Below are 22,742 nucleotides of genomic sequence, written 5' to 3'. Positions count from 1 at the left end.
GAGGAACGAAATGTTTGATCTTGGAATCCCGTTTAAAAAAATGAATGGCTGTGGCAACGACTTTATTGTAGTAGACAATCGCGATGGCCTGTTGAACGAGGTTGCGCTTTCAACCTTTGTCCAAAATGTATGCAGGCGAGGCACTTCAATCGGTGCGGATGGGTTCATGCTGCTGGAGAACTCCAACATCGCCGATTTTAAGATGAGGTATTTTAACGCAGATGGCAGTGAAGGAGAAATGTGCGGCAACGGTGCAAGGTGCATATCGCGCTTTGCTTACCACATCGGAGCAGCCAAGACAAAGATGAGTTTCGAAACGATGGCCGGCATCTATCAGGCAGAGCTCAATCAGAACGGCGTGAAGGTCAAGTTCCCCGACGTTCAATTGCAAGCACTGAAGCTGAATCAACCATATGAGTGGGACGGACCGAGCGGTGTCTACCACTACGGTGTTGTCGGAGTTCCCCACACGGTCTGGTTTGTCGAAAATGTTTTCGGGATAGCGGACAACCAACTCAGAGAATGGGGACGAATGGTCAGAAATAATCAGCAGCAGTTTCCCAATGGTACCAATGTAAATTTTGTGGAACTAATTGATAGGCAAACGCTTAGCATCAGAACCTATGAGCGTGGAGTAGAGGCAGAGACCTATGCGTGCGGTTCCGGATCGACTGCTACAGCAATCATTGCCGGTATTTTAGGTCATGTAGACACCTCTGTAAACCTGCTTACTCGAGGGGGACCACTTAAAATATCTTACCATCTCACAGATTATGCTGCCGAATCCGTTTACTTGGAAGGCAACTCAAAGCTGGTAGCAGAAGGACATTTGTTGCCCGATGCATGGACATGAAAGGTTGCTCATAGTGATAATCCTTCATTTATAAATAAGACACAAGGTGACATATTTAAAGGTCTAAAATGGGAGTAGATGATCAACGAAAGGAGTCACTATTTATGAAACGAAGAATCATTTTAGATTTAGCCGTTACCTTAGATGGTTTTATTGAAGGGAAAAATGGGGAAGTTGATTGGTGCATAATGGACGCTGAAATGGGCTTTGTTCATTTCTTACATCAAATCGACACGATTCTTTATGGAAGAAAAAGTTATGATTTATGGGGACAATTTACACCAGAAATGGAACATACGGATCAGGAAAAAGAGATTTGGGGATTGGTTCATCGTAAAGAAAAATATGTGTTTTCCAAGACACAAAAAGGGACTGATAATAAAGCAATATTCATCAACGATAATATTCTTGAAGTAGTCAATCAATTAAAGAATAAGCCTGGTAAAGACATCTGGCTATATGGTGGAGCTAGTCTTATTACAACGTTTATCAATTTAGAGCTTGTAGATGAATTTCGATTATCTGTTCACCCTGTTATTTTAGGAGAAGGAAAACCGCTGTTTATGGATATAAAGCAAAGGGTGAATGTAAAATTGGTGAATACAAAAACGTTCTCCTCTGGCGTTGTGCAACTCATCTATCATTTGAATGGGGAATAAGTGACTGGATAGTATGTCACTTCTTCAACGAACGAGGCTAGCTATTTCAATCAAAACAGCGGTGAGTCTAAGACTGTATTTTCTGGTCTGGAGCGTCGCTGTTTTATTTTTCACAGCCATTCCAAAACCAATTTTTATGAGGATGGAGATTACTTCTGTTCCGTAAAAATAAAGTTGTAGACTGTAAAATAAAGTATTAAGTCAACCGGGTGTTTCCAAACATTTGCGAATCATGCGGGAAGCAGGTTTGGTTACTGTGCGATCAGTTGCACAAAAAAGCATCTATTCGATACAGCCTGAACCTCTCCAAGAAGTCGATCAATGGCTGGCGTCATATCGTCACTTCTGGTCGAGCAAGCTGGATGAGCTGGAGGCATTTCTTGACCATGAGGAAGAATAAATAAGCGGAGACAGCAGTGCAATATGACTTGCGGATTGAAGAATAGACGGGGATCGTGGTAGAATTTGTCACGAGATTGCCTCTTTCTTAAATAGGTTTGACTAATTGTACTGGAGTTGAGATAAGACCATGAAAACGGAAATCATGAAAAGATTCATCTCTTACGCACAAGTTGATACACAATCCGATGAGAACAGCGAAACTTGCCCCTCAACACCAGGGCAGCTAGTGCTGGCGCAAATGCTCGTAGACGAGCTGAAAGCCATAGGTATGCAGGAAGTTACGATAGATTCGAACGGTTATGTAATGGCAACGCTACCGTCCAATACAGATAAAGAGATTCCAACAATCGGTTTTCTTGCTCATATGGATACGGCTACCGATTTTACTGGTGCTGGTGTGAAGCCGCAAGTCATTGAAAAGTATAACGGACAAGATATTGTCTTGAGTGAAGCACTGAATATTGTCCTTTCGCCACGTGAGTTTCCAGAGTTGGCTGGCTACGAAGGCCACACGTTATCACGACAGATGGTACCACATTACTTGGGGCTGATGATAAAGCCGGTATTGCCGAAATCATGACCGCTATGGCTTATCTGATTCGACATCCAGAACTAAAACACGGGAAAGTGAGAGTAGCTTTCACCCCGGACGAGGAAATCGGCAGAGGCCCAGACAAGTTTGATGTGTCCGCCTTCGACGCAGTGTATGCCTATACGATGGATGGCGGTGCTCTTGGCGGGATCGAGTACGAGAGCTTTAACGCTGCATCGGCCATCATTACTTGCAAAGGGAAGAACGTTCACCCCGGCTCGGCCAAAGGTAAAATGGTCAACGCTGCTAAAATAGCCATGGAGCTGCATGGAAGGCTGCCAGCTGATGAATCTCCTGAGGAGACGGAAGGCTACGAAGGCTTCTATCATCTGTCTTCCATTCAAGGTGACGTCGAACAAACTCAGCTGCGTTATTTGATCCGGGACCACGATCGCAATCGGTTTCAGGAGAGAAAGTCCGAACTAGCTTGCATCGTAGAAGAATTACAGCAAAAATACGGAGAGAAGCGAATTGAGCTCGAAATCAAAGACGAATACTTCAACATGCGGGAAAAGATCGAGCCTGTAATGGAAGTAGTTGACATCGCTACACAAGCACTAGAAAACCTCGGAATCGTGCCGATTATTCAGCCGATACGCGGTGGTACAGATGGCTCCCAGCTATCCTACATGGGTTTGCCAACACCGAATATTTTCACAGGCGGGGAAAACTACCACGGGCGGTTCGAGTATGTCTCCGTTGACACCATGGTGCACGCTGTAAACGCCATCATCGAAATCGTTAAGCTGTATGAGCAAAGATCCTGATCACGGGGGATCCTTAATAAAACTCATCTTCCAATCAAAAAGACTTGAGATTACCCTAGGGGTAGAATTTGCTTAGGGGATGTTTTCAGGCAGGAGAGCTGATTTAGGAAGTTCTCTATAGATAATGAAGAGTCTCGTAAACAACCATTAAAACGGCAGCAAATCATAGAAGAAGAACTGTAGCAGAGCTGCCGACTAATCAGATTTTCATGTGAAGTGAATTAGTGGGTAGAGGCGATACTTTCGAAAGGGCGGATGTCTAGTAGAGACGATTCGCCCTTTGTCATGATTCATTTCAATCTCTTTACCATGTAGTTCCATGTTTTCTCTTTGAATAATATATGGGATAGGAAGCTGCTTTCTCGCAATATAGCATTCTCCAGCCTGTGGTTCATGGTCTAAGAAAGATAACCCGATGAACATTTTCATCAGATTCCATTTGCCAAAACGATAGAAGTTCTTCCATGCAGGAAATATTTGTCTACTAGCAAATTCGGTTTTCCACTTGATGGATATCGTCCCGATAACTTCTCCCTCTTGTAGCGCGACCATTCGTTGACTCGCAGGATCTGTAGGAACATGATCAAATAATTTTTCGAAAAAGAGGGCGAGATCGCCGTCATTGAGCTTCGTAAGGGTTTTGAGTCGGTTCGATCAAAGCTTGTAGTTCATAGTGCAGTTGGCTTGGACTAAAAAGCGATAAGTAAGATCTTTCAATGAGGATTAAGGGTCCCTGGATATCATAAGGCTGTGTTGCAGCATAGGCGTAAAACTGTTCAATCACTTGTTCTAGCTCATCATCTTCATGGATCAGCTTCTGGGTAGAAAGATATTTGCCATTGGGCAATGAATAGTCGCCAGGCGCTTCTGTTTCCGTGTATAACGTAATCGTACCGGAACCATCCTCGATAAAATGAATGTCTGATTCGAACAAGTTCGGGACAGACTTGGCCTGTTCAGCCAACAGTTTGGCGCTTAGCGTCATTTGTGAACCCATTTCCATCCATCGTGCCAAATAGGTGGTTTCGCGCCACTTTACTTGGTAGTCATTGGAGTGCGAAATAAAATTCTTTTGTTCATGCAATACTCTGTTTATGAAATGCTGAAGTTCTTGAAGTCGAAGTATCTCTGTATGTATTTCTCTCAAAGAATGATTGAGTAGCTTCCCGTATTGATCAGCAGAAAAGGAAGTCATGCATTCTTTAATCGACTGGACAGGCACTCCCAATTTGCGCAGCAACAGAATATGGGCTAGCTGGTAAACTTGATCCATGCTGTACATCCTGTACTGATTGTTATCTACGTAAGCAGGTAGAAGAACTCCTTTCTCTTCAAAATAACGAATCTGATGAACTGACACATTCATAAGCTTGGCTAATTCGCTAATGGTGATTTCACTCTTCATAAACGTTACTCCCTAGGGATGTGGTGGAATATCTTAACCATACACCTTAGGTCAGACCTATGGTCAAGAGGTGCGTTCAAAAAAAGGCTATTTTGTAGGTGATGCCGATCTGTCATTGACCTTGACACACCACCCATTACGAAGATATCATGGATATAATAACTCTATAATAGTCAAATAAAATAGCCAAGGCTTTCTCTGCACCCATGCAACAGAAATCTACCATCATGGTTGCATCTGGCAATATTTAATCAAAGGAGGTTGGTGAATATGGGGAATATTTGGAATGAGAGGTTTCATTCGGAAGAATATTATTACGGAGAAGAACCAAACGTTTTTATTCAACAACAGGCTTTTCGGTTAGAACAAGATCAAAAAGTGATCGCTTTTGCAGAGGGTGAAGGTCGGAATGCAGTTTTTTTAGCAAAAAGAAATCATGAAGTGACAGCGATTGACTACGCGGAGAGCGGATTGCAGAAAACGAAAAAACTAGCTCGGAAGCATGGCGTTGACGTACATACCCAAAAAATTGACCTTTTGGAGGAAGAGGTCCCGCCGGAGGAATATGACGCCGCCATTATAATAGATGGCCATTTTTATAAAGATGCGCAGACCTTGGTTCTTAATAAAATGAAAAAGGCGATAAAGCCCAAAGGAATTCTCATGCTTGAGGTCTTCTCCAAGGAACAAGTAAAGTATGGTACGGGCGGCCCTCCAGAACTTGAAATGTTATATGATCCCAAAGATATCCTTGCTTGGTGCGAAGGTCATGAAGTGATCCATTTCTTCTATGGTGAACAAGAGCGTGTGGCAGGTAAAGCGTACAATGGATTAGCCCATGTCATTCAGCTTGTACTACGAAAATGATGAGGAATCTTCTTTCTTCTCAACACAACGAGGTAACTTGCGTTTGTAGAAACTGTTATGCTTCGTGTTTTTGATGAGTCTAACGTATAAGGAAGTGAACATAATGACAAATCAAACAAATAAAATAAACCGTATGCCTGTATTTTCACATACGATCACTGACTTTTGGCGCGAGCAATTTTTGACCGGTAACCTCCTTTATACCGATGAATTCTTTACTGTTGCCATCAACCCTGATCTTGACGAAGACAGTAGGGTCATGGTGCTGGAAACCTCCGATGGCCGGGTCATGACGGTTCTGACACCAGCGCTGGCCAATAAGGTAGGCCTATCCCAACAACAAGACCTATCTGAGTCGATCTTTCGCCAGAAATTGAATGAAGCGGGAGTCACCCTGCATGGCGCAGATTATCTTTTTTATTTTTCTGAAGCGGATATGAACGTAATGCTACAAGAAAACCTTGAAGGTGACTTGCGCCGGTTAACAGAGGAAGATGAAGTTGTTTTCTCCGAGTTCGAGTCCTCCGCCTCGGAACAAGATTTGGATGACGCTTACGTGGAATTGGATCACTGGGTGGTGTTCGGCTCTTTTGAGCAAAATCGCCTGGTCTGCGCCGCAAGTATGTATCCATGGAAGGCGGGTTCGCAAATTGCGGATCTCGGTGTACTGACGCTGACGTCCTTTAGAGGAAAAGGGCACGCACGAAAAGTAGTGCGCTCTATCTGCAAATACGCCAATGGTCAGGGATTCGAACCGCAGTACCGATGCCAACTGGACAACCATGCGTCTACTGCCTTGGCTAAAGCAGCGGGTTTCACACTGTTTGGAAAATGGGAAGTGATTTCTCCGGACTCTATTGACTGAGAATTCCAAGTCCTGACTCCAAGTGCTTGGATCATTCTTTTTGATCAGATGGCAGGAGGACATAATCAATATAAACAAGGAAGCGAAGTCGAAACAATTACACACAAAATGCCCACACATCCCGTTACGGGGAGAGAATAGTGGGCTTTTTGTTTTCTTTCCGAACAATGGAGCTTGACCGCAAGCTGTACCCACCAGGAAAAGAGGCTAAGGAGCTGGTGACAAAATCATAATCTACATGGTCCATGCATACGTTAGAATCAGCATAAAATCGGAAATGAAAGAGTTCATATATTTTATTGTGAAAATGAAAAGAGCAAAAAGATGTTGATTTCTCTTGTTAACTGCTATATAAATTAATTAGAAGTATTATTATTTAATACTTAATTTAAAGTGACAGGAGAGGTGCAAATGGACTCTATGGCAACCGCTAACACTGGAAAGTGCCCGTTTTCGCACGGTAGCACTACGAATCACAACCCTAGTGCTACGTCGAATAAACACTGGTGGCCCAACCAGTTGAACTTGAACATCCTGCATCAGCATGACAGAAAATCTAACCCTATGGGCGAAGCGTTCAATTATGCAGAAGAGTTCAAAAAGTTGGACTATCAGGCTCTAAAACAGGATCTTTATGATCTTATGACAAACAGCCAAGATTGGTGGCCTGCCGACTACGGACATTACGGGCCATTATTTATCCGTATGGCGTGGCACTCCGCTGGTACATATCGTACAGGCGATGGACGTGGCGGTGCTGGAACTGGCACACAGCGTTTTGCTCCTCTTAACAGCTGGCCAGACAATGCCAACCTTGATAAAGCTCGTCGACTGCTATGGCCAATCAAGCAAAAATATGGAAACAAGATCTCTTGGGCGGATTTGCTTATTTTAGCAGGTAATGCTGCGATTGAGTCCATGGGTGGGAAGACAAGCGGTTTTGGAGGCGGACGTGCGGACGTTTGGCATCCAGAAGAAGATATTTACTGGGGTGCTGAAAAGGAATGGCTAGGAGATAAGCGTTACTCCGGTGATCGTGAGCTCGAGAATCCGCTTGCTGCTGTTCAGATGGGGCTGATTTATGTGAACCCCGAAGGTCCGAATGGAAATCCTGATCCGCTTGCAAGTGCTCGGGACATTCGCGAAACCTTCAAACGCATGGGAATGAACGATGAAGAAACCGTTGCACTCGTGGCAGGTGGTCATACATTTGGTAAGGCTCATGGCGCAGGAGATGCTGCTCTTGTTGGCCCAGAGCCGGAAGCCGCTCCTTTAGAAGCAATGGGCTTAGGATGGCAGAGCACACATGGTTCCGGTAAAGGTAGCGACGCCATCAGTAGTGGTATTGAAGGTGCCTGGACTGCGAATCCGACACAATGGGATAATGGTTTCTTTGAACTATTGTTCGGCTATGAATGGGAGCTGACCAAGAGCCCTGCAGGTGCACACCAATGGGCTGCTGTAAATCCTGCTGATGAGCATCTTGCACCAGATGCAGAAGATGCATCCGTTCGCGTTCCAACGATGATGACCACTGCGGATATGGCCTTGCGTATGGATCCAGCTTACGAAAAGATTTCTCGTCGTTTCTATGAAAATCCAGAGGAGTTTGCAGATGCATTTGCAAGTGCATGGTTCAAACTCACACATCGTGACATGGGACCTCGCTCAAGATATTTGGGCCCAGAAGTTCCAGCAGAAGATTTTATCTGGCAAGATCCTGTACCCGCTGTTGATTATGAATTAACAGATGCCGATGTAGCAGATCTGAAAACACGGATCTTAGACTCGGGACTTACCGTCAGCGAACTGGTAACAACGGCTTGGGCTTCCGCTTGTACCTTCCGTGGCTCGGACATGCGTGGCGGCGCAAATGGTGCTCGTATTCGTCTTGCTCCACAGAAGGAGTGGGAAGTGAATGAGCCTAAAAAACTTGAAAAAGTGCTTACGATCCTAGGAGTCATTCAAGAGGACTTTGGTAAAAAAGTTAGCATGGCTGATTTGATTGTACTCGGCGGTAGTGCCGCAGTCGAAAAAGCTGCACAAGATGCTGGCTTTGATGTAACGGTTCCTTTCGCTCCTGGACGAGGCGATGCAACACAAGAGCAGACAGATGAAGAAAGCTTTGCTGTGCTCGAGCCAATCGCTGATGGTTTCCGGAACTATCAAAAGAAGCAGTATCGTGTAAGTCCTGCAGAGCTCCTGGTAGACAAAGCACAGCTATTAAACCTTACTGCACCAGAAATGACTGCACTCGTTGGCGGTATGCGTGTTATTGGTACCAACCACGATGGCACACGACACGGTGTATTCACGGATCGTGTAGGCACACTCACGAACGACTTCTTCGTTAACTTGCTAGACATGGGAGTCCAGTGGAAGCCTGTAGACGGAGGCGTATTTGAAGGCCGTGATCGTAAAACTGGTGAAGTCTTACGTACAGCGACTGCTGTTGACCTCGTGTTCGGTTCAAACTCTGTTCTGCGTGCTATTGCAGAAGTCTATGCGCAAGACGATAACAAAGAAAAGTTTGTGTGTGACTTCATAGCGGCATGGGTGAAGGTAATGAATGCAGATCGTTTCGACCTCAACTAAAAGCGCAATCTGAATATGTAAAGCAAAGAACAGTATTTGTTGTTAAATACTGTTCTTTTGCTTCCCTATAGTAAATACTTGAGGCGATTTCTTTATTACGAGAGACAAGCCATTTTCATTGGAGTTTTTTCAATGAGATATGGTTTTTTCTGTTTTAAAAACGTTACGGGTAAAAAAATGTGAAAACTCTGAGAAATTTTAAAAAATATCCTTTACTGGGAATAATTTCTATTTTAATATTGTAAGCGTAACCAAATACTTACATACGCGCGTGAAGTTCTGGCTACGAATAATAAAATTAGAGGAGGAACAAAAAATGCAAAAAGATCTGTTTGATTTGGATGTTCAAGTAAAAGAGGTAAATCAAGTACAATCGGATTCAGTAGTGAGCGACCTCATTTGCACTACATTCTGCTCAGTTACTTGGTGCCAAAGCAACTGCTGCTAAAATTTAGTTTGACACTGGAAGAGCATCGCGATAAGCGATGTTCTTCCTTTATAGTCTCACTTCATGTATGGGAAAGAGGGGTATGAATGGCCAAGCAAATGTTAGAGAGGGAGCTGACTACTCGCTACCCAGAGGACAAGAAGGAGGGAAACCTGTTTGCCTCAGCTGACTTTTTTATGCTACGGGTACCACTGTATCCAATAGATATCTTCTATGAATTAAATCAAACCAGTGATTATCTGGCTGCTATAAAGGAATATGCGAAGGACGAGAAGGTACGAGAAGCTATTCTCATCTCTAGTCCATCGCTGTACGAAGCATTGCCGAATCTAGAAGGCGATCCTACTTCTCGAAAGACCAAGCAGGCATTATCTAGTTTTGTTCGTTTTTTGTTAAGGATGAGTACCCGTTCCACTCCATATGGCTTATTCGCTGGTGTAGCTGTGGGCTCATTCACTGACAAGACAAATGTTTTGTTGAAAGACTCACTTTTTCACCAAAAACGTACACGTCCAGACATGGAATGGTTGCTTGCAATCATTCAGAGAATTGAGCAACGACTTGATGTAGTAAAACAGTTGAAAGTACAACGAAATCACGCTTCGGTGCAGGTAGGCGGGCGAATGGAGCTTGCTTTTACCACTGAATACGGTCAAATGAATCGGTTAGATGGTAAACAAAAAGAGAGGATTTCTATCCGTGCTACAGAAGTGGTGCACGCCGTGTTTGATCTGGCAAAACAGCCGATCCTATTTGAACAATTAATTGCTAAGTTGATGGAAAAGTACCCTGAGGCGGGGGAACAGAAAGTAACCGGACTCCTATGGCAATTATTTTCTCAAGAGTTTTTGATTAGCGAATTACGTCCACCACTCACAGTAGCCACTCCATTTGCTTATGTGATGGAGCGCCTTGCGCTACTTGATGGCGTACAGGATACATACTTGGAATTAGCTGCTATTCAAACAAAAATGAACCAATACGACGGACTTCCTATAGGAACGGGTAAACTAGACTTTCAAGACTTGATTGCGCGGATGAAGGTTCTTGAATCTAGCATGATGCCCGTACAAGTAGACCTCCATGTAGGTAATCACAATGTATCTTTACATAAGAATATAGGTGAAGAAGTAGCAAAAGCGGTGGAATGTCTGTGGCGCCTGTCCTTACCACAGCGAGGAGCAGCCCATCTAAGAAGCTATCATAAGGACTTTTTGGAAAAATACGGAACGTCAAGAGAAGTCCCCGTTTTGGAGCTTCTTAGCGATGAGATTGGTTTAGGGGCTCCAGCAGGATATATGTTTCCACAAAGCAGTCGAAGAGAGCAAGTATCCCCTCTCAAGTATTCCGATAAGCGCGAAGCTAGTTTGATGAGAAAAGTAGTTCATGCGATTGCAACAAAAACGAGGGAAATAGAAATTACGAATGATATTCTCGATCAGCTAGATACAGAGCCAGTTGATACGAGATACGCACCAGATTCCGCGGAATTGTATGTAGAGGTAATCGCACTCTCACAGGAAGCAATCGATCAAGGAGAATATCTGCTAGAGGTAGCACCCATGCCTGGTTCAGCTAAGGTGGGTCAATCATTTGGAAGATTCCTCGATATACTTGGACCAGAAGCGCTAGCGAAACATGAACAGATTCATAATCAGGCACAGGAACAGTATGAAGATGTGATCTTTGTTGATGCCAATTATCTTTCATCCGCTGGACGTCATGCCAATATCGTACTCCACCCATCCCTTAGCCAATATGAACTGGCCATTGGTACGAATTGCTCAGAGAAGACTCTACATTCGCTTCAACTTGAGGATATTGTGGTAGGTGCCAATATAGAGCATTTCTATCTGAGATCCCGTACACATGGAAAGAAACTAATTTTTTCGTCGGATAATATGCTTAATTTCAAGAATGCTCCAAATATTTATCGTTTCTTGCGTGAAGTCTCTATGGAAAATGTACGTCTTTGGAGCCCATTCTCTTGGGGGAATATGGATGCTTCGCCGTATCTGCCACGTGTTCGCTATGGAAAAACCATCTTATCGCCTGCCATATGGAAGGTGACACCAGATTCTCTAGGGCTGAAGGGAGATCCGAAAGAAGACAAGATCTGGAATGAGGCATTTGCTACATGGAGAATGGCGTGGGATCTACCAAGATATGTGTACATGGCTTTCGGTGACAACCGTATTTTGTTAGATTTGGATAATCCTTATCACGTAGAAGAGTTGCGTACAGAATTGTTCAAGTCAAGAAGCATTCAACTCCGTGAAAAAATCGGAGGTAGAGAAGAGTATTGGGTCACTGGACCAGAAGGGCATTTTTCGATGGAATGTGTGGTTCCAATACTGAGAAGATCACCTATTGAGAAGAAAAAAAATATCCCCTCCTATAGAAATGAAAATGTTCTATCTAAGGAGCAATACATAAAAATGCCTGGAAGTGATTGGCTGTTTTTAAAACTGTATGGAGGCCACCAGAGACAGGATGAATTTATCGTTGATCAGATCCGTGCGTTTGCGGATTCCATGGTAAAAAAGGGAGCGGCAGACGAATGGTTTTTCATGCGATACATAGACCCGGACCATCATATTCGCCTCCGTTTTCACGGCAAGCCCGAAAAGCTTATGCAGGAGATTATTCCAGAACTTTACCCTTGGATTCAAGAGTGTCAGCGAGAAGGATTCATTCAAAGAATGGTTATTGATACATATGATCGCGAAGTAGAAAGATACGGTGGACCATCGATCATGGGTGATGCGGAACGAGTATTTGCCAAAGATAGTCAGACGACTGCAAATCTTTTGAGGTTATTGCGGTTCCGTCAAACGAATCTACCTGACTATGTTTTGGCTACGATTAGCATTATTGACATGATGACTAGATTCGGACTTAGTTTTGAACAGCAACTGGCTTGGATGGAAATGCGTGTGAAAAAGGATGCCGAGAGAGAAGAATTCCGAAAATGGCGTAAACCATTGCTTACTCTGGCTGATCCACGGAACGATTGGCAAGGATTGCGCAGACATCCAAGTGGGGAAGCCATTTGTGAAGCGATGGCCTTGAGAGCGGATGTAATGGAAGATTTCGGGAGGCTTGTAGCTGAAGGTGAACAAAACCATTCTCTTTGGAGTTCCCCATCGATGATCATGGGTAGCTTGATCCATTTGCATTGCAATCGCTTATTTGGAGTAAGGCGAGAGCTGGAGGAAAAAGCGATGGCCTTTGTACGCCATACTTTACACAGCCAGCTTCACTGGAGGGAGAATGTTGGTGACTCCATTTAAGGAAAACAGCAATCGATTAGAAACGATTCGAAATGTATTCGCTTCCTTCTCTCATTGGCCGAGTGTTTTTCGTTTACTGTATCAAACGAATCCTCGTTACTTTGCGATTGTTATGATATTGACGATTCTGAGTAGCTTGATTCCTGTAGGAGTGATTATTGCCACGCAATCATTAATTAATGCGGCAGTCGCCATCTCTGCGGGTGGGGCAATCGTTCCGCTTATCATCGCGTTTGGTCTGTTCGCGTTTCTCGCCGTGATCCGCGATATTCTCAAACATGTTGATCTGGTCTATAAAACGTTATATCAAGAACTGCTATCCAATCATGTAAACCTGTTGATCATGAATAAAGCTACGCGACTTCCTTATTCAAGTTTTGAGGATGCAGGAATCTATGACCAGCTTCAACGGGCAAAGCAAGATTCCACTTTTCGCCCCTATCAGTTATTTCAACAGGTGATAAGTATTATTAGTAATGTGATTGTATTACTATCTGTTTCCGCTATGCTGATCACTTGGAAGTGGTGGCTAGCACTATTTTTGCTCTTACTACCTATTTGTTCTACTTTCTCATTTATTCGATTAGGACAAGAGGAATTTATGATTGACCACAACCGAGCTTCTGATCGTCGCAAGCAATATTATCTGATGAATTTATTGACTAGCGATTCATCAGTAAAAGAACTAAAAACCTTTCAACTTGGCCCATTTCTGGTCGATAGATATCGCAAATATTACGAGCGATTTTTTAATCAAGACAAGGCAATGGTGATAAAAAGAACAAAAGTGGCGCTAGGGTTTCAAGCCCTGTCACTTATTGCTGTAGTATCGATGCAGTCGTATGTCGTGTGGGAAACGATATTAGGTACGATAGCAGTAGGTAGCTTAATCGCGTTTATCCAAGCAATTTCTTACACCCAAACTACCTCCACAGATCTTATGCAAACAATCTTTAACATGTATCAAAACAATCTGTACATTAGTCAGTTATTTACATTTCTAGCTGTACCAGATGAGAAAAGAATAGCAATAGCAGAAAATGATCCTTTTGAGAAGAACGTGTCTGGTTTAGAGTTTCGCAATGTCTCGTTCAAATATCAAGGTGTCAATGCCTACGCGTTACGGAATGTAAGCTTCGCCATTCGCCCAGGGGAAACGCTAGCATTAGTAGGAGAGAACGGCTCAGGAAAATCGACCATCGTAAAATTAATTACGCAATTGTATCAACCGACAGAAGGCGAAATTTTGTTTGATGGTAAGCCAATTAACCACTATGAGGAGAATGAATGGCGTCAAAAAATTAGCGCCTTGTTTCAAGATTTTATTAAATATGAGATGGCAGTCAGTGAAAACATTGGCTTTGGTAACTATCTAAAAGCTGATGATGAAGAAGCAATAATCGATGCAAGCAAACTGGCCGGAGCAGATGAAATGATTAAACGTTTTCCGCAGCAATTTCATACACAGCTTGGCAAATGGTTTGCGGATGGGTATCAGATTTCAGGGGGACAGTGGCAACGTATTGCCATCTCTCGTGCTTACATGCGCGATGCGGATTTATACATTCTTGACGAGCCGACAGCAGCACTAGACCCTCAAGCAGAGCAAGAAGTATTCACTCGATTCCGTGAATTGACCCAGAATAAAATGGGATTATTTATTTCCCATCGATTTTCAACTGTTCGATATGCCAACCAGATTCTTGTCCTAAAACAAGGAGAGATCATTGAAACGGGTACTCATAAGGAACTAATCGCAGAAGACGGCGTTTATGCATCTCTTTTTCATATGCAGGCTTCTTTTTATCTGGAAGAAACGGATGAATCGACAAGACAGATGGTCGGACAAATGTAAAAGAGAGGGAGGGAAAGTATGAAGACAAATAAGACAGTGGGAACGAGTAAGCATGCATGGAAAGGAATTAACAATGAAGAGTTACGAACAAAGGTTTTATCTACTGCACTCAAGGTAGCCGCGTGTTTGCGAGATCCCATTCAGGTAGAAAAAGTCGTAATGGACAAAAATAACATAAGTGTCGCAGGACCGATTCATCAACATCCTTGGGGGGCTGCTACTCTTTCTCATGGATATCCAGGTACGATCCTCTTTTTTGCTGAGCTGGATCGACATTTCCCTGATAAAGGTTGGAATATTATTGCTCACGAACATCTTCTTGCTCTTCAAGAAAAAATTAAGGCAGTAGGGATTTCAAATGAATCTATGTGTGGCGGAGTAGCAGGTATTTGCTTCGCTACGCTGGTAGCTTCACGCAATCGTGTGCATTACCAACGTTTTCTTGGACAACTGGATCAATTGCTCGCTACAAGAACAGCTGTCATACTTCAAGACGAGTATGTCCTTGATAAAAAAAGAGGGGGAAGTAATCCTCATATCTATGATGCTATTAATGGTGTAGCAGGCATTGGACGATACTTACTAGCAAGTAAACAAATCGATGCTCTCCACTCTGCCTTACTGGATGTTTTGCGATATTTCGTATATGTAAGCCAGCCAAGAGATTATGAAGATGGTAGAAAAATACCAGGGTGGTACTTGACTCAAGAGATGCAGTATTTAGACATTGATAAAGAGATGTATCCGAAAGGCAATTTTAACGTAGGTCTTGCTCATGGGATTCCTGGACCACTCGCCTTATTGTCACTTGCTTTGAAAGAAGGAGTAGAAGTACCTGGTCAGAGGGAGGCCATACGTAACATAGCAGAATGGTTGGTGCGGTGGAAGGAAAACGACGCTCATGGGATTATGTGGAGAGGTAGAGTGAAATTAGAAGAAGAGATAGGGGAAGAAGTGCTTTCCCAACAGCCGTTTCGACGTGATGCATGGTGCTATGGTACACCAGGGGTAGCTCGTTCACTCTATCTAGCGGGTGAAGCTTTGCAAGATTCATCTTATTGTCATCTGGCTATTCAAGCTTACGACGATGTTTTCAAGAGATCAGAAAGCGATTGGAATCTGTACGCAGATACGTTTTGTCATGGAAAAGCAGGACTTTTGCAAATGACGCTTAGAATGGCAACGATAACAGATGACGAGCGCTATCAACCACATATCGAGTATTTAGCTAAGTGCCTAGTAGATAATTTTAATCCGTCGCTTCCTTTTGGCTATCAAGATATAGAACCAACTGGTGATGGAAAAGTAGGGCTCAATAAGGCAGGTGCACTTGAAGGTGCAGCCGGTATTGGTCTTGCTCTACTTTCTGCAAGTAGTAATCAAGAGCCGCTATGGGATCAGCCATTCCTGTTGGCCTAAAAGAGGAGAAATCGAGAGATGATACACGATCCATTTCTGAAGGAGAAGAAACTTTTGGTCGGAATATCAGGCTCAATTGCCGTTATGGGAGTGTCTGCTTATCTTAGTATGTTTCGAGCCCTGTTCAAAGAAGTAAAAGTAGTGATGACAGAACAGGCCGCAACGCTGATCCCGCCGTCTTCGATTTTGTTTTACTGTGACGAGATCTTTATAGATGAAGAGCCTGGTCTTGAGAAAAAAATGAATCATGTTGAGTTAGCGCGTTGGGCAGATTTGTTCGCTGTTTTGCCAGCAACGGCAAATGTAATTGGACAAGCTGCAAACGGAATTGCCTCAAACTTGCTAACCTCCACTATTCTAGCGCATCCAAAACCCGTTATGTTTTTTCCAAATATGAATCGCCTCATGTGGACGAAAAATGTGGTTCAGCGAAATGTAAACCAGCTCCGAGAGGACGGTCACATCGTTGTGAATCCAGTAGAAGCTATGGCTTATGAAGTAGCATCTGGTACCACGCAGCCTAACTTCGTCTTGCCACAGGGACCAGCAGTGATGCTTGAAATGAGAAATGTATTACTTGAAAGAGAAGAAAGCACAACTACATCTGTATAAGAGAAAAGACTGCTTCGGCTTCTTGCTGGTGAAGCAGTCTTTTTTTTGTTTACCCTGCGGGAGAAAACCCAAGGTTTAGTTTGGCTACATTCTTACTAAATTGTAAGAAAGACCGTCAAATCGTTAGACAAGAGTCATTCAATTACATGAAAATCTCGTCTATAATCCAGACATAAATAGTTTATAAGGGAGCAGTTACGATGATGAAAGTAATAGGTTTCTTGTTGGTTATTGTCATCTTTGCAGGGATTGGATTCGGAGTAAACCGCTTTGTAGAAGGTCCATCGCAAGCGGTCGATGGCGTTCTTGTTATTGGTACAGAAAAGGATGCGTATCAGGTCAAAGAGTTGTATAAAGATAACACCAAACAGACGATTGACTACAAAATGAAATTGGTTACAACGACAAAAATGACGAAATTGGCAGAGGAAGATCAAAAAGAACTAGGTAAAGAATTTGAAACAAGAGAAATCAAATATTCGGTTGTTACTCGATCCACAGCTGAGCAATTCATCAAAAAGGGGATTCTCAGAGCTAGACAAGACCCAAACAGTACAAGCATTATTACAGACCCTGTTACTAGCATAAAAGAATTATCGAATGGTCAAAATTTGTTTTACTCTCTAAATGATGCAGAAATGAAGAGTAACCAAATCGATTTGAACGGTCAGATGGTACCTGTAGAGTATGTGAACCATCAGATGTGGATCGGGTATATCCCACAAGCGGATCTTGTTATCGCTGACGACCAGACCTACAACCAATTAACCGAAGCAGAGTCAACGCTCTCCTTGATCCAGTTTAAAAATGGCGGCTTCGATTATAAAAAGAAAGATAAGGTAAACCAAGTCTTACAGGAAATCGAGACCGTTTATGCAGATAGCGCAAACAAAGTAAATTTCGTAGACGTACAAGATTGAGTTTGAGTGATGAGAGGATGAACTGTATGGAAGTTGTACGGATGGAAAACGTAGTAAAAAGTTATGGGGAAGGAAATAGCAGGGTAGATGCGTTAAAAGGGATTCACCTTTCTATCGAACAAGGTGAGTTTGTTTCCATCGTTGGTGTTTCCGGCTCTGGTAAAAGTACACTGCTGCATATTTTAGGCGGGTTGGATCGTCCAACTTCAGGACAAGTATTCATTGGGGATCATAATATTTACGATTATACAGATGATGAACTTTCCATATTCAGAAGAAGAAAAGTCGGGTTTATTTTTCAGTTTTTTAATTTGATCCCGGTATTGAATGTGCAGGAAAATATCGCGTTGCCCATGTTATTGGATGATGAACCGATAGATATGACGTATTTGGATGAACTGATTGAAATCCTGGGTCTCCATGAACGAAAAGACCACTTGCCTTCCGAATTATCGGGGGGTCAACAGCAACGAGTCTCTATCGGTAGGGCCTTAATGAATCGTCCGCACTTGATTTTAGCGGATGAGCCCACAGGTAATTTGGATACGCGAAATACGAAGGAAGTCATGGATTTATTACGATTGACTGCCAGGAAATACAATCAAACCATTGTCTTGATTACGCACGATCTTGCGATTGCTTCGGCTTCTGACCGGATCATCACGATAGAAGACGGTACGATCATTTCAGATCAACGGCTTGCTGCGAATTAGCCAAAAGACTGGAGGAGAATGATTTTGATCAGCAGCTATAAACAATTAAGCAGCAAGTATTTAAAGGGGAATATGAAACGAACGATTTTGACTTTGATCGGAATCATACTCTCTGTAGCGTTAATTTCCACAGTCGGCCTTTATATGAAAGGATCACAACTATCACAAATTGAGAGCATCAAGAAGTTAAACGGGTCTTCATTTCATCTCGGTATTTCAAATTACGATGAAGCACTCGTAAACAAAATCAAATATAATCCTCAAATTGCTTCGTTTGGTTTGATGTCTCAGGGCGTCATCGTTCCGGTTGGAGAGGTTTCTGTTCAAAAGAATTTCGCTAATCATCGCGCCTTGGAGTTTTTAACCTACAGTCTCGTTGATGGCAGATTACCAGCCAATGAGCATGAAGCAGCAGTCGATTCATGGACGCTTCCTTACTTGAAAAAGGATCTTCAGATCGGCGACTCATTTGCATTCGATGGTCAAACCTATCAACTGATTGGTTTACTGGATAATCGCGCGTTCACTCAGGAAAATAAAGTGGGCCGTTTCCTAACCTATAAGCATGATTTTGCCATGGGAGAGGGTAGGATCCTAGCCGAAATCAACGAGAATGCGGACTTTAAAGAGGTTTTAGAGGAGATGAAATCACTTACGGAAGACGAGAATCTTGTGATCAATGAGCGATTGATCAAAGTTTTGAAACCGGAATCGAATCAATCGATTTTGGCCGTGCTCATCATCGCCGTCAGTATTGTTGTGACCGCGACCGTTGTGGTGATTTACAACGCTTTTCAAATCAGCGTCGTAGAGCGAATGAAGCAGTTCGGCTTGCTCCGAAGCATCGGTGCTACGCGAAAGCAAATTAGACAAATCGTGATGAGAGAAGCTGCTGTGCTGGCTGTCATTGCTATACCGATTGGGCTTGTATGTAGCATATTGGCGGTTGCTGCTCTCCAATCCATTTTCTCGCTCATTTTAGAAGATCGTACATATGTTTCGTTCTTTCATATCGATTGGTGGATTTTATTCATCAGTTCGATCATTACACTGGCGGCTGTATTAGCATCCAGTTATTACCCGGCTTTTTTTGCGGGCAGAATATCCCCACTGCTGGCCATCAGCAGCAGGCTGTCCATTAAAAAAGAGGCGCTCAAAAAACACAAGAATAACGCGTTGAAAAAGCCGTTATCTTTCCCCTTGAGCCTAGCTTTGAAAAATGTCAAAAGAAATAAAAATCGTTATACCATTACGATCCTATCCATCATTATATCCAGTGTATTGTTTATTACTTTCTCGTCTATGATGGATATCGCACTTGCACACCAATATGTGAAGGATTTATCCACGAAATCAGATCTTTCCATCACTCTGCAACCAGATAATGATGATTTTTCAGCAGAAAGACAGCAAATTTTGAAGCTATTGAAGTCGGTTGAAAATGTATCCGGAGTGAAAGGACAGGACCGCCGTTTTGAAATCGATTTGAAGGATAAAACTCAATCTCTTACAACTGTTGCTCATATCAAGGAGTCTATTGGAAAAAAACACGACATTACCATCGTGAATCGCATCGAAGAGAATAAAGTGAAGAAAGATTCGGAGCTCGTCATAAAAGTGCTGGTATACAGTTTTATCACTGTCATTTCGTTGATTGGCAGTCTCAATATCCTTAATACGATTACGATCAGCATCATCATCAGACGAAAAGAACTGGCTGCGTTAAAATCCATAGGCATGTCACAAAGGAATTTGAAAAAAATGATCATCTATGAAACGCTGATTTACGGTGTTTCTGGAAGTTTGCAAGGGATCTTTTTCGGGTGTATACTTTCCTATATTATCTATTTGGCGGCTTCCGGTGTCTTGAGGGTCGAATGGACGATCCCCTACCAAGCTTGTCTCATTACGTTTGTTTCAGCTTTGTTCATCAGCTTTTTATCTGTTCTGAACCCACTGAGAAAAATCCAAAAAGATAATATCATCGATGTGATCAGAGAACAATAGTAGAATGGGCCTGGCTATTTTATAGTCGGGCTATTCTGATTGGTCCATGACTGAAATGGAATGCGGATAGGGAGAGGACAACCTTGAATAAAATATTGCTTGTAGAAGATGATGAGGCGCTTGGTCTAGCCATCGAATTCTCATTGAGAAATGAGGGCTATGAGGTGGTCAGAGCCTCTAGTATAAAAGAAGCGAAACAGCAGTTTGATCAGCATACTTTTGATTTGGCTATCCTAGATGTCGGTCTTCCAGATGGAAACGGCTATGATTTATGTCTGCATTTCAAAAAACAAAACGATTCATCGGTTATTATTTTCTTAACGGCCTTGGATGAAGAAGCAAATGTAGTAATGGGCCTGGATATTGGCGGGGACGATTATATAACAAAACCCTTCCGAGTTAAGGAATTCATGTCCAGAGTGAAAGTACAATTGCGCAAACGTGGTCGGTTGGAAGCTTCTTCTATCACCTTAGCATCTGAAAATATAAAAATAGATACGAATCTAGTCAAGGCTTACAAAAATCATGAAAGCATTCCATTAACCAATCTTGAATACAAGCTTCTTTTAACTTTTATGATGAACGCCCATAAGGCACTAAAAAGAGATGATCTCCTGATGCAAGTATCGGAAGGAGAAGATGCTTTTTTTGATGTAAACACGCTATCAGTCTACATTAAGCGTCTACGAGATAAAGTGGAAGATGACCCCAAAAATCCACAGTTTATCGTCACCCAAAGAGGATTGGGTTACCGATGGAATAAGGATGTGAGTAAAGAGTAAGATGATGAAGAATACCGAATTGAAAGGGTATATGACGATACTGGCCGTTCTGTTATCTCTGTTTACCATTTACCAGTGTAGTACACATCAACTGTTTTACGATGCTTTGAAAAGTGACTCCATTACAACCTGGGGTGAGATTACAGCTAGACTGGTTGAACAAAATCCCGAGAATGAAGCGGAAATTATGAAAGTCTTAACGAGTCACGCATCGAATTCAAGTGAGTATCAGGAAAAAGGAAGAGAGATCTTTAGACAATATGGAGTACATGAAAATTTAGAGTCAGAGCTTTTTCCCCTCTTAAATAAACAAATTTCCAGTCATAATCAATTGATTTATTGGGGATTGAGTTGTTTCGGATTGGTGCTACTCGGGGCAAGCTACATGCAATACAAGATTGTTTTCCATAAAATTAGACAACTTACTTCCGCAGCAAAAAAAATAATTGATGGGGACTACACGGTAGTCATCAATGAAAATAAAGAAGGGGATCTCGCCAAACTAGCAGCTTCCTTTCGCTCCATGAAAGATATTATTCGAAAAAGCATGCAGGATCTTCTAGAAGAGAAAGAGTTTTTAGCACAAATGCTGCAAGATATCTCCCATCAATTAAAAACGCCTCTTTCAACGATATCCATCTACAATGAAATGTTGTTGAATGCAGAGCTGCCTCGTCAGCAGCAAGTTCAACTCCTGCAAAATAATGAAGTTCAAATCGCCAGAATGAATGTCTTAATTCAAAATTTGTTAAAGGTAGCGAAAATCGACGCCAGAGCTATTTCATTTGATAAAGAGCCAGCCAATTTGGTGGAGACCGTCGAGGAAGTTCTGGATCGCTTGGCTAGTATGATCAGTGAAAAGCATATAGTGATTGACTTGCAGGCGCCCAAGGAAATCGTCGTTGTCCACGATAAACTATGGATGCAGGAAGCTTTGTTAAACCTGCTGAAAAATGCGATCGAGCATTCCAAACCTACAAGTGCAATCATGATTCAAGTAAAAGATACGCCTATCTATACGGAGTTGGTCATTCAAGACTTTGGAGAAGGAATTGCACCTGAGGAATTATGGCATATTTTTGATCGATTTTACAAAGCAACAGGTTCTAAAAAGCATGATTCGACTGGGATTGGATTGGCGCTAGTCAAAGCGATTATTGAAGCACATCATGCCTTGATTAAAGTCGAGAGTGAGAAAGACAGCTTTACAAAATTTACGATTACATTCATGAAGTTTTAAGTACAGCAGAAGAAGAGTAGTGGAGAAATTAGATTCTTCCTTACGCTTAATTGACTGTCCGAAAGTGTTTTATGGATAGAAGAGCTGGAGGCAGCCCATAATGGCTGCCTTTTTGCATTTTAACTGCGCTTACCCTTCCATTGACAGTTTTCATATGGAATTTAAAACCTTGTTGACACGACACCAAATGGTGTCCTAAAATTAAAAGCGTCACCAAATAGTGTTTAATTAGCAACTAATCATTTTGGAAAGGGGAGATTCTATTTCAAGAAGACAAGTGGGGCATAATACCAATAGTTCACGCACAAAGCTGAAACGACAGTATAAGTTTACACAACACCAAATGGTGTCCTATAATCAATGAGACACGAATAGTCGTCCATTTAGGGGGCATCGCCTGTAGGGGTTAGGTCCGAAAACATTAACGGCTGTCCCTTGTTAATAATAT

The 22,742-nt window shown here is 42.5% G+C and carries 16 protein-coding genes and 2 pseudogenes; 17 read left to right on the top strand and 1 reads right to left on the bottom strand.

Features of this window, described 5'->3' with window-relative positions:
• Positions 1 to 10: 10 nt before the first annotated feature.
• The 4 genes and pseudogenes from dapF to pepT all read left to right on the top strand — a co-directional run bounded on the left by dapF (position 11) and on the right by pepT (position 3,273).
• Positions 11 to 853, top strand: coding sequence for a diaminopimelate epimerase (gene dapF / locus ACQ5DJ_RS06065; protein ID WP_429841645.1), 843 nt, complete (start codon positions 11 to 13; stop codon positions 851 to 853).
• Between the two features lie 104 nt (positions 854 to 957).
• Positions 958 to 1,512 (top strand): dihydrofolate reductase family protein, encoded by a 555-nt coding sequence (locus ACQ5DJ_RS06060; RefSeq protein WP_429841644.1) that lies wholly within the window; start codon positions 958 to 960, stop codon positions 1,510 to 1,512.
• 199 nt (positions 1,513 to 1,711) lie between these two features.
• Positions 1,712 to 1,912: pseudogene (locus tag ACQ5DJ_RS06055) on the top strand (ArsR/SmtB family transcription factor); the annotation flags it as partial.
• Between the two features lie 129 nt (positions 1,913 to 2,041).
• Positions 2,042 to 3,273: pseudogene (pepT, locus tag ACQ5DJ_RS06050) on the top strand (peptidase T).
• A 619-nt stretch (positions 3,274 to 3,892) separates the two neighbouring features.
• Here pepT and ACQ5DJ_RS06045 read toward each other — a convergent pair.
• Entirely contained in the window at positions 3,893 to 4,678 is a 786-nt protein-coding gene (locus ACQ5DJ_RS06045; RefSeq protein ID WP_429841643.1) for a MerR family transcriptional regulator, read from the bottom strand.
• A 270-nt stretch (positions 4,679 to 4,948) separates the two neighbouring features.
• Here ACQ5DJ_RS06045 and ACQ5DJ_RS06040 point away from each other — a divergent pair, with 270 nt between their 5' ends.
• The 13 genes from ACQ5DJ_RS06040 (at position 4,949) to ACQ5DJ_RS05980 (ending at position 22,294) form a co-directional block, all read left to right on the top strand.
• The gene (locus ACQ5DJ_RS06040) at positions 4,949 to 5,545 is read left to right on the top strand and encodes a class I SAM-dependent methyltransferase (RefSeq protein WP_429841642.1); all 597 of its coding nucleotides are present in this window, start codon (positions 4,949 to 4,951) and stop codon (positions 5,543 to 5,545) included.
• Positions 5,546 to 5,648: 103 nt separating this feature from the next.
• Positions 5,649 to 6,410: a GNAT family N-acetyltransferase gene (locus tag ACQ5DJ_RS06035; RefSeq protein WP_429841641.1), complete on the top strand. Its 762-nt coding sequence runs from the start codon at positions 5,649 to 5,651 to the stop codon at positions 6,408 to 6,410.
• A 411-nt stretch (positions 6,411 to 6,821) separates the two neighbouring features.
• Complete coding sequence (gene katG, locus ACQ5DJ_RS06030; RefSeq protein ID WP_429841640.1) at positions 6,822 to 9,005, top strand: catalase/peroxidase HPI; 2,184 nt, start codon at positions 6,822 to 6,824, stop codon at positions 9,003 to 9,005.
• Positions 9,006 to 9,321: 316 nt separating this feature from the next.
• Positions 9,322 to 9,453, top strand: coding sequence for an FDLD family class I lanthipeptide (locus ACQ5DJ_RS06025; RefSeq protein WP_429841639.1), 132 nt, complete (start codon positions 9,322 to 9,324; stop codon positions 9,451 to 9,453).
• A gap of 86 nt (positions 9,454 to 9,539) precedes the next feature.
• The gene (locus ACQ5DJ_RS06020) at positions 9,540 to 12,746 is read left to right on the top strand and encodes a lantibiotic dehydratase (RefSeq protein WP_429841638.1); all 3,207 of its coding nucleotides are present in this window, start codon (positions 9,540 to 9,542) and stop codon (positions 12,744 to 12,746) included.
• A complete protein-coding gene (locus tag ACQ5DJ_RS06015) occupies positions 12,733 to 14,601 on the top strand; it encodes an ABC transporter ATP-binding protein (RefSeq protein ID WP_429841637.1) in 1,869 nt (622 codons plus the stop codon). The genes ACQ5DJ_RS06020 and ACQ5DJ_RS06015 overlap by 14 nt, the downstream gene beginning before the upstream one ends.
• Positions 14,602 to 14,619: 18 nt before the next feature.
• Positions 14,620 to 16,020, top strand: a complete 1,401-nt coding sequence (locus ACQ5DJ_RS06010) for a lanthionine synthetase C family protein (RefSeq protein WP_429841636.1) — start codon at positions 14,620 to 14,622, stop codon at positions 16,018 to 16,020.
• Positions 16,021 to 16,038: 18 nt separating this feature from the next.
• Complete coding sequence (locus tag ACQ5DJ_RS06005) at positions 16,039 to 16,632, top strand: flavoprotein (protein WP_429841635.1); 594 nt, start codon at positions 16,039 to 16,041, stop codon at positions 16,630 to 16,632.
• Positions 16,633 to 16,832: 200 nt separating this feature from the next.
• The gene (locus ACQ5DJ_RS06000) at positions 16,833 to 17,552 is read left to right on the top strand and encodes a lipoprotein BA_5634 family protein (protein ID WP_429841634.1); all 720 of its coding nucleotides are present in this window, start codon (positions 16,833 to 16,835) and stop codon (positions 17,550 to 17,552) included.
• Positions 17,553 to 17,578: 26 nt separating this feature from the next.
• Positions 17,579 to 18,265 (top strand): ABC transporter ATP-binding protein, encoded by a 687-nt coding sequence (locus ACQ5DJ_RS05995; RefSeq protein WP_429841633.1) that lies wholly within the window; start codon positions 17,579 to 17,581, stop codon positions 18,263 to 18,265.
• A 24-nt stretch (positions 18,266 to 18,289) separates the two neighbouring features.
• Entirely contained in the window at positions 18,290 to 20,272 is a 1,983-nt protein-coding gene (locus ACQ5DJ_RS05990; protein ID WP_429841632.1) for an ABC transporter permease, read from the top strand.
• Between the two features lie 83 nt (positions 20,273 to 20,355).
• A complete protein-coding gene (locus ACQ5DJ_RS05985; RefSeq protein WP_429841631.1) occupies positions 20,356 to 21,054 on the top strand; it encodes a response regulator transcription factor in 699 nt (232 codons plus the stop codon).
• 4 nt (positions 21,055 to 21,058) lie between these two features.
• Positions 21,059 to 22,294 (top strand): HAMP domain-containing sensor histidine kinase, encoded by a 1,236-nt coding sequence (locus ACQ5DJ_RS05980; RefSeq protein ID WP_429841672.1) that lies wholly within the window; start codon positions 21,059 to 21,061, stop codon positions 22,292 to 22,294.
• Positions 22,295 to 22,742: the final 448 nt, after the last annotated feature.

The sequence above is a fragment of the Brevibacillus sp. FIR094 genome (assembly GCF_050477165.1).
Taxonomy (GTDB): Bacteria; Bacillota; Bacilli; order Brevibacillales; family Brevibacillaceae; genus Brevibacillus.
This window is presented reverse-complemented; position numbering and strand designations above follow the sequence as displayed.

Bases quoted from the DNA above. Each gene is read 5' to 3' on its own strand.
- ACQ5DJ_RS06025 (WP_429841639.1), top strand. From the start codon at position 9,322: ATGCAAAAAGATCTGTTTGATTTGGATGTTCAAGTAAAAGAGGTAAAT.
- ACQ5DJ_RS06005 (WP_429841635.1), top strand. From the start codon at position 16,039: ATGATACACGATCCATTTCTGAAGGAGAAGAAACTTTTGGTCGGAATA.
- ACQ5DJ_RS06035 (WP_429841641.1), top strand. From the start codon at position 5,649: ATGACAAATCAAACAAATAAAATAAACCGTATGCCTGTATTTTCACAT.
- ACQ5DJ_RS05995 (WP_429841633.1), top strand. From the start codon at position 17,579: ATGGAAGTTGTACGGATGGAAAACGTAGTAAAAAGTTATGGGGAAGGA.
- ACQ5DJ_RS06020 (WP_429841638.1), top strand. From the start codon at position 9,540: ATGGCCAAGCAAATGTTAGAGAGGGAGCTGACTACTCGCTACCCAGAG.
- ACQ5DJ_RS06000 (WP_429841634.1), top strand. From the start codon at position 16,833: ATGATGAAAGTAATAGGTTTCTTGTTGGTTATTGTCATCTTTGCAGGG.
- ACQ5DJ_RS06045 (WP_429841643.1), bottom strand. From the start codon at position 4,678: ATGAAGAGTGAAATCACCATTAGCGAATTAGCCAAGCTTATGAATGTG.
- ACQ5DJ_RS05980 (WP_429841672.1), top strand. From the start codon at position 21,059: ATGAAGAATACCGAATTGAAAGGGTATATGACGATACTGGCCGTTCTG.
- katG (WP_429841640.1), top strand. From the start codon at position 6,822: ATGGACTCTATGGCAACCGCTAACACTGGAAAGTGCCCGTTTTCGCAC.
- dapF (WP_429841645.1), top strand. From the start codon at position 11: ATGTTTGATCTTGGAATCCCGTTTAAAAAAATGAATGGCTGTGGCAAC.
- ACQ5DJ_RS06060 (WP_429841644.1), top strand. From the start codon at position 958: ATGAAACGAAGAATCATTTTAGATTTAGCCGTTACCTTAGATGGTTTT.
- ACQ5DJ_RS06040 (WP_429841642.1), top strand. From the start codon at position 4,949: ATGGGGAATATTTGGAATGAGAGGTTTCATTCGGAAGAATATTATTAC.
- ACQ5DJ_RS06010 (WP_429841636.1), top strand. From the start codon at position 14,620: ATGAAGACAAATAAGACAGTGGGAACGAGTAAGCATGCATGGAAAGGA.